Source organism: Myxococcus sp. AM009 (genome assembly GCF_013372605.1).
Lineage (GTDB): Bacteria > Myxococcota > Myxococcia > Myxococcales > Myxococcaceae > Myxococcus > Myxococcus vastator.
This window is the reverse complement of record NZ_JABXEP010000008.1, coordinates 92,655-99,677: the sequence shown is the minus strand read 5'-3', so window position 1 is coordinate 99,677 and position 7,023 is coordinate 92,655. Positions and strand designations below refer to the sequence as shown.

Annotated in this window: 6 protein-coding genes; all 6 read right to left on the bottom strand. The window is 73.9% G+C overall.

The annotated features are described in order from the left end of the window. Positions 1-449: response regulator (locus HV824_RS03985; protein WP_176422685.1), on the bottom strand; the 449-nt coding region annotated here is incomplete at its 3' end. Next, complete coding sequence (locus HV824_RS03980) at positions 446-2,626, bottom strand: response regulator (RefSeq protein WP_176415905.1); 2,181 nt, start codon at positions 2,624-2,626, stop codon at positions 446-448. The genes HV824_RS03980 and HV824_RS03985, both read right to left, overlap by 4 nt. After that, positions 2,626-4,269, bottom strand: a complete 1,644-nt coding sequence (locus HV824_RS03975) for a methyl-accepting chemotaxis protein (RefSeq protein WP_176415904.1) — start codon at positions 4,267-4,269, stop codon at positions 2,626-2,628. Before HV824_RS03975 ends, HV824_RS03980 begins: the two co-directional genes overlap by 1 nt. After that, positions 4,266-4,877 (bottom strand): chemotaxis protein CheW, encoded by a 612-nt coding sequence (locus tag HV824_RS03970; protein ID WP_176415903.1) that lies wholly within the window; start codon positions 4,875-4,877, stop codon positions 4,266-4,268. Before HV824_RS03970 ends, HV824_RS03975 begins: the two co-directional genes overlap by 4 nt. Then, positions 4,877-6,439, bottom strand: coding sequence for a CheR family methyltransferase (locus HV824_RS03965; RefSeq protein ID WP_176422684.1), 1,563 nt, complete (start codon positions 6,437-6,439; stop codon positions 4,877-4,879). The genes HV824_RS03970 and HV824_RS03965 overlap by 1 nt, the downstream gene beginning before the upstream one ends. Then, complete coding sequence (locus HV824_RS03960) at positions 6,436-6,915, bottom strand: chemotaxis protein CheW (RefSeq protein WP_176415901.1); 480 nt, start codon at positions 6,913-6,915, stop codon at positions 6,436-6,438. The genes HV824_RS03965 and HV824_RS03960 overlap by 4 nt, the downstream gene beginning before the upstream one ends. Positions 6,916-7,023 lie beyond the last annotated feature (108 nt).

Below are 7,023 nucleotides of genomic sequence, written 5' to 3'. Positions count from 1 at the left end.
GGCGTGGGGGGGGCGGCGCGGTCCGGCCAGCGGCGCACCACCTTCACCTCGGCCATGGCCTTGAGGGTGTCGCGCAGGCGGCGGCTGTCCGCGTCGAAGTCCGGGGACTCCGGCCCCAGGGGCTTCTGGAGCACCGCGAGCGCGCCCGCGCGCAGCGCGGCCATGGAGGTCTGGATGTCGCGCTCCACCAGGGTGGACACCACCACCACCGGCGTGGGCACCTCCGTCATGATGCGGCGGGTGGCCTCCAGGCCGTCCATCCTCGGCATCTGGATGTCCATGGTCACCAGGCTGGGCCGCAGGCGCTGGGCCAGCTCCACCGCTTCCACGCCGTCCTTGGCCTCGCCCACCACCGTCAGGGCGGGGTCGGCGCGGACGATTTCCACCAGCAGGCGTCGGGCGGTGGGCGAGTCCTCGGCCACCAGGATGCGTAACGGGTCGTTCTTCATAGCAGTCGTCTCAGCGTCTCCAACAGGCTCGTCGGGTCGAACGCGCTCTTCACCAGATAGGCACTGGCGCCGGCTCGCAAGCCCCGCGCCTTGTCCTCCGGCTTGCCTCGGGCGGTGACGAGCACCACCGGCAACCGGGAGAAGCGCGGCGAGCCCCGCACCGCCTCGGTGAGGGTGAAGCCGTCCATGCGCGGCATCTCCACGTCCAGCACCAGGGCGTCCGCGCCGCCCGCCTGGAGCCGCTCCCAGGCGTCCGCGCCGTCCACGCAGGCCACCACTTCATAGCCCGCGCTCTCCAGGATGCTCTGCTCCAGCGCGCGCGTGGTGGGCGAGTCGTCCGCCAGCACCACCCGCCGCCGCGTCCGCTGGGTGGCGGGGGCGGGGAAGAGCGAGGCCGCCGCGCGGCCACCCGCCGCGCGGACCAGGGAAAGGGGGTTGAGCAAGAGCGACAGCCGTCCGTCCGGCAACACCGCCGCCGCGGACACGTGCCGGGCCCGGCGCACGCGGTGGCCCAGGGAGCGCACCAGCGCCTCCTGTTCGGCGAGCACCTCGTCCACCACCACCACGGCGCGCGCGCTGCCCGCGGCCAGCACCACCGCGCCCCGGCGCGCGCGCGGTGGGCCGGGCGGCAGGCCCAGCACCTCCGCCAGCGAGGCCAACGGCACCAGCGCGTCACCAGAGGCCCAGGCGGGGCGGCCCTCCACGTCGCGCACCTCGTCGGGCGCCAGGCGCACCAGCCGCGCCACGCTCTCACTGGCCAGCGCCAGCGTCTGCCCGCCCGCCGACACCAGCAGCACCCGCAGCGTGCTCAGCGTGAGGGGCACGTCCAGGGTGAAGCCACTGCCCAGGCCCGGCCGGGTCGTCACCTCCACGCTGCCGCGCAGCCCCTCCACGTGCATGCGCACCACGTCCAGGCCCACGCCGCGGCCGGCCACCTGCGTCACCTGCGCCGCGGTGGACAGGCCGGCCAGGAACACCAGCCGCGCGGCCTCCTCGTCGCTTTCGGGCACGCGCAGGCCCCGGGCGCGCGCCTGCCCCCTCAGCGCGTCCAGGTCCAGGCCGCGCCCGTCGTCATCCACCGTCACCTCGACGCGGCTGCCCTTGAGGCGCGCGGTGAGGAGGAGGCGCCCTTCAGCGGGCTTGCCCAGCCGCTGGCGCTCCTCGGGGCGCTCCAGCCCGTGGGCCACCGCGTTGCGCACCAGGTGCAGCAGCGGCTCTCGCAGGCCCTGCAGCAGGGAGCGGTCCAGCTCCAGCGCGCCGCCCTGAATCTCCAGCCGCACCTGCCGGCCCATGCTGCGCGCCACGTCGCGCGCGGCGCGCTCCAGGCCCTCGCAGCCTTCCTCGAAGGACAGGGTGCGGGCGCGGCGGACCTCGTCGTCCAGCCCCGTGGCCACGCCGCCCAGCGCCCGGCGGTCCGCGGCCAGCTCCAGCGTCACCCGCGCCAGCTCCGTCTCCGCGCGCAGCAGCGCCTGTTCGCCGGGCGTTCCGAGCACCGCCTCGCGGGCCTGCGCCAACGCCTCGCGCACCGAATCCAGCGCGTCCGCGCGGCCCTCCAGCCGGAGCGTCGCCACGCGCAGCTCACCGCTGCGTGCCAGCAAGGCGTCCAGCTTCTGCGCGGAGACGCGCACGGGCAGCGCCTCGGCCCCGTGGGAGGCCCCGCCGCCCGGGGGCGGCTCCACGCTGGGCGGGGCGGCCTTGGGTGACGGCACCGCGTCCTCCAGCATGGGCGGAGGCGATGGTGGCGGCGCGCCGCGCGTGGGGGCGTGCGCGCCGGCCCGGCGTCCGGCGGCGCGCTCCAGCTGGGGCAGCAGCGTCTCCAGGGGCGAGCCCGCCAGGTCCTCCCGCGCGGCCAGGCGCCGGCCCGCGTCGTCGAGCGCGTCCACGGTGGTGAAGCACAGCTCGTACACGTCGGGCATGCCGGCGCCCGCGTCACGCACCTGCTCCAGCAGCTCCTCCATGCGGTGGCAGGCCGTCTCCACCAGCGTGGCGCTGGCCGCGCGCGCCGCTCCCTTCACGCTGTGCAGCGTGCGCAGCAGGGACGCCACGAGCCCCGCCATGCGCGCGGGCGCTGTCTCGCGCTCCAGGGCCAGCAGCTCGCGGTTGAGCGAGACGACGTGCCCCTCGAGCTCCTCAAGGAACGTGGCCAGCAGCGCCTGGGCCAACCGGTCGCGGTCCATCAGCGCCCGTACTCTCCCAGCAGCCCCTTGAGCTTCTGGCCCATGCCGTTGAGGTCCTGCATGGCGCGCTCGGTCTGCCGCGACGAGATGAGGGCCTGCTGCGTGGCCTGATTCACGTCATGCATGGCCTGGCGAATCTGGCCGATGCCGGTGGCCTGCTGGTTGGCGGAGGCGGCGATCTGCGCCGCCGTCAGCGAGGCCTGGGCCAGCAGGTCCGACAGCGTCTGGATGTTGGAGCCCGCCTCGGACACCACGCGGGTGGCGGTGGCCACGCTCTTGGTGCCTTCCTCGGTGGTCATCACCGCGCCGTGGGTGGCCTTCTGAATCTGGCCCAGAATCTGGCGCACCTGGCCGGTGGCCTTCTTGGACTGGTCCGCCAGGGCCTTCACCTCGGAGGCCACCACCGCGAAGCCGCGGCCGTGCTCGCCGGCGCGGCTGGCTTCGATGGAGGCGTTGAGCGCCAGCATGTGCGTCTGCTCGGAGATGTCGTTGACGGTGGTGATGATGTCGCCAATGGCCTGGGCCTGCTCGGCCAGGGCGAGGATGCGCGAGGCGATGGACTCCACCTGCTCGCGCACCGCGCCCATGGCGCCCACGGCCTCCTCCACGGCGCGGCGGCCGCTGCGGCCCACGTCCTCGGCGTGGCGGGCGGAGTCGCTCACCGCGCGAGCGCGGCCCGCGGCCTCCTCGGACGTCTTGGTGATTTCCTCGATGGTGCTCACCGTCTCCGTCACCGCGCTGCCCTGCTCCTGGGCGCCGGCCACCTGCTCGGTGGTGCTGGAGAGGATTTCCGCGCTGGCGCCGGCGAGCTGGTTGACGAACTCCGCCACGGTGCGGAGCGTGTGCTCGCGCTGCTCGGATTCCTTCTCCAGCTGGACCTCGTTCTGCTGGCGCTTCTCCGCCATGTCGTTGAACGCGCGCGCCAGCTGGGCCGTCTCGTCCTGGCCCTTCACCTCGATGCGGTGCTCCAGCTTCCCGCGCCCCAGTTGCTCGGCGCCCACCATGAGCGCGCGCAGCGGCGTGGTGATGCCGCGGGTGATGAGGTAGCTGCCGCCGCCGACGATGAGCACGCCCAGCAGCGTGCCGATGCCCAGCACCCAGAGGATGCGCTGGGCCATGTCCCGGGCCGCGGTGGCGTGCTCGTCCCAGCGCTCCTGCTCCGCCACCAGCATCTCGGCGATGACCTGCTTGACCTGGAGCATGGCCGCCCGGCCCTGGCCGGCCTGGACGAACTTCGCTCCGGCATCCAGCCCCTCCGCGCGGCGCAGACGGACGCCTTCCTCCAATTGGTTGAGCCGCTGGGTGACGATGGGCTCCAGCCGGTTCAGGCGCGCCCGCTGGGCGACGTGGTCCGCCATGGCGTCGCGCAGGCGGGCCAGGTCTTCCTGGAGCGCCGCCGTCGCCTCCCGGTAGGGCCCCAGGTAGGCCTCGTCCCCCGTGAGGATGAAGCCGCGCTGGCCGGACTCGGCGTCCATCAGCAGCGCGCGGACCTCGCGGATGACGCGGAAGTTCTCATGGGCCGTCAGCAGGCCCGCGGTGCTCGTCGTGAGCTGATTGGCGCCCTGGAAGGACACTCCCGCCACGATGAGCAACATCAGTAGCGACAGTCCGAAGCCGAACGCGATGCGGTTCCCGATGCTCATGCTGCTCCTTCTCCGGACAAATCGAACATGAGGCGACTGTCACCCAGGAGCGCCTCTCCCTCCAGTACCAGGGTGCCGTCCCTGTCGGCCGCGGACACGAGGTGTCCGGCCGCGTCGTCCAGGGACGTGGGCGGCGCCAGCAGCTCGCTGCTCGCCAGCACGGTGACTTCCTCCACTTCCTCGGTGCGCACGCCCAGCTCCGCCCGCCCCACGCCCACCACGAGCAGCGGGCCGGCGATGTCCGAAGGCGCGCGTCCGAAGAGCGGCGCCAGCTCCACCACGGGCAGCACCTCGCCATGCATCAGGGTGAGGCCGCGCAGCACGGGGGGCGCGCCTGGCAACGTGACCAGCTCCGGCGCGCGCACCACCTCCAGCACGAAGCGCGACTCCAGGGCGTAGCGCTGGCCGGCGGCCTTGAAGCGGACCACCTCGCGCAGGGTGCCAGGGTCGACCTGGGGACGGGGCTCGCGCGAGAGCGCCCGGGCGCGCTTCTCCAGCAGCGCCGCGGCCTCCTCGGGGGACAAGGTGCCCTGTTCCTTCTCCAGGTCGGCCAGCCGCGCCAGCCGCGCGCGTGTGGCGTCCCAGTCGATTTTGCCGGAACCCGGCATCAGCTCAGCTCCTCACCGGCAGCCAGGGCTGCCTCCATGCGGGACCGCTCTCCACGCGCCACCTCCGCCAGCCTGCTGGCGCTCTCGCCGTCCGCGTGGGGGACGGGCGCGCCTGGAGGCAGGGCGTCGCACAGTTGCTCCGCTTCGCGCCAGGCCTTCATGGCGCCGGACGTGTCGCCGTGCCTGCGTAGCACGCGCCCGAGGATGAGCCACGCCACGATGAGTGTGGGCTCCAGATACAGCGCCTGCCGGACGGCGCGCTCCGCGTCCGCCGCGCGTCCCTGTCCCAGCAGCAGCAGGGCTTCCAGGTAGCGCAGTCCTGGCACCAATGGGTGCCGGGCGGCTGCTTCGGTGCAGGCGTAGACGGCGGCGGCGGCGTCCAGGTTCGCCAGCGCGCGAACCGCCAGTTCGGCGGTGTCCGCGTCGGAGTCCAGCGCTCCCAGGTGCTGGGCCGCCTCGCGCCAGTGGCCTCGCGCCAGGGCCTGCCGGGCCGCGTGCAGGGCCGTCGCGCTGGGGGCGCGCGCCGGTTTTCCGGCGCCCGGGAGCGCGGTCCCCGAGGAGGCTTCGGAGTCGCCCGGCAGGCCCGGCGCGGTGGTGCCCAGGGGCGTGGCGCCCGTCGCGGCCCCGGGTACGCCGGTGGAAGACGGGCTCCAGGCGGGCGCGGTCGTCGCGGCGGGGGCGGTGACCGCCGGCGGCTCGGTCCACGCGGCCGGGACGGGCAGGGAGAGGGTGGCCCCGTGCAGGGGCCGGCGGTACAGCACGCCCCACTCGGTGAGGATGGACTCCAGCGGCGCCAGTCCACCGAGCGGCGGGTCCGACGGGCCGGTGTAGAGGTAGCCGCCCTCATCCAGCGCGTCATGGAGCCGGCGCGCGACCGCCTCGATGGTGGGCCGGTTGAAGTAGATGAGGACGTTGCGGCAGAAGATGACGTCCAGCTTCCAGATGCCGCTGTCCGCGGACGGCCAGGTGTCGAGCGCGAGGTTGAGGTAGCTGAAGCGCACGCGCTTCTGCACTTCCGGGGACAGGATGTACCGGCGTCCGTCGGCGCGCAGGTGGGCGCGCATCCGGTCCGCCCAGCCGCCCCGCAGGGACCAGTCGCCGTAGTGGGCCTTCCGGGCCCGGGCGAGCGCGCCGCGCGACACGTCCGTGGCGTACACGGTCATGCGCGCATCCCAGCCTTCGCCCAGCAGCAGCGCGGCGATGGAATAGGGCTCCTCGCCCGACGAGCACGCGGCGCTCCACAGCCGCGCGGTGTGGTCCGGGCCATGGCGCTCGCGCAGCTCCGGGAGCACGACGCTCCGCATGTGCTCGAAGTGCTCGGGCGTGCGGAAGAAGTACGTCTCCCCGACGGTGAGCTCGATGAGCAGGTCATCCATCGCGGCCGGCTCTTCCGTGAGCCGCACGCGGTAGGCGTCGAAGTCCTTCAGCCCGGCCCGCTCCATGGCGCGAGCGATGCCTTCCTCGGCGGACGCGGGGCAGCTGGGCGGCACCAGCCCGGCGCGCTCCTCCACCAGCGCGAGCACCTCCGCATAACCCGGGTGGCTCCAGGGGCCCCAATTCACGCGGGCTCCGACTCCTGCGGAGCCGCCAGGGCGGCATCCAGCTCCAGGGACTCGGCCTCGGACAGGAAGGTGCGCAGGTCGTGGACCAGGACGAGCCCGTCCTTGAGCTTCACGGCGCCCGCCACATAGCCCACGCCCGGAAGCTGGCGCGGCGTAGCGTCCCACTCCTCCGGCGTGAGGACGCGCAGGCCCTCGACCCGGTCCACGCGCAGCACGACGCCGCGGGCGCCCGCGGAGGCCACGATGAAGTGGTCCATGGGGGACAGCGCGCGGGCCGGGTGGCGGAAGCGCAGGCGCAGGTCCAGCACCGGCAACAGCTCACCCCGAAGGTCCAGCAGGCCCTCCACCACGGCGGGCGCGCGAGGCAGCGGCGTCAGGCGCGCGGCGCGTACGAGCTCTCGCACGTCGGGTGCGGGTAGTCCGTAGCGCTGACCGTTCAGGGTGAACAGCAGCACCTCCGTGGGTGCGGGGGTCATGTCCTGGGACATAAGACGTGGACGTGGCCACTGTCGAACATTGATGTCGGCCCCCGGTCACGGTGTCCACCAGTCCTCAGTGGGGACAGGGGGGCGGGCCCATGCTTC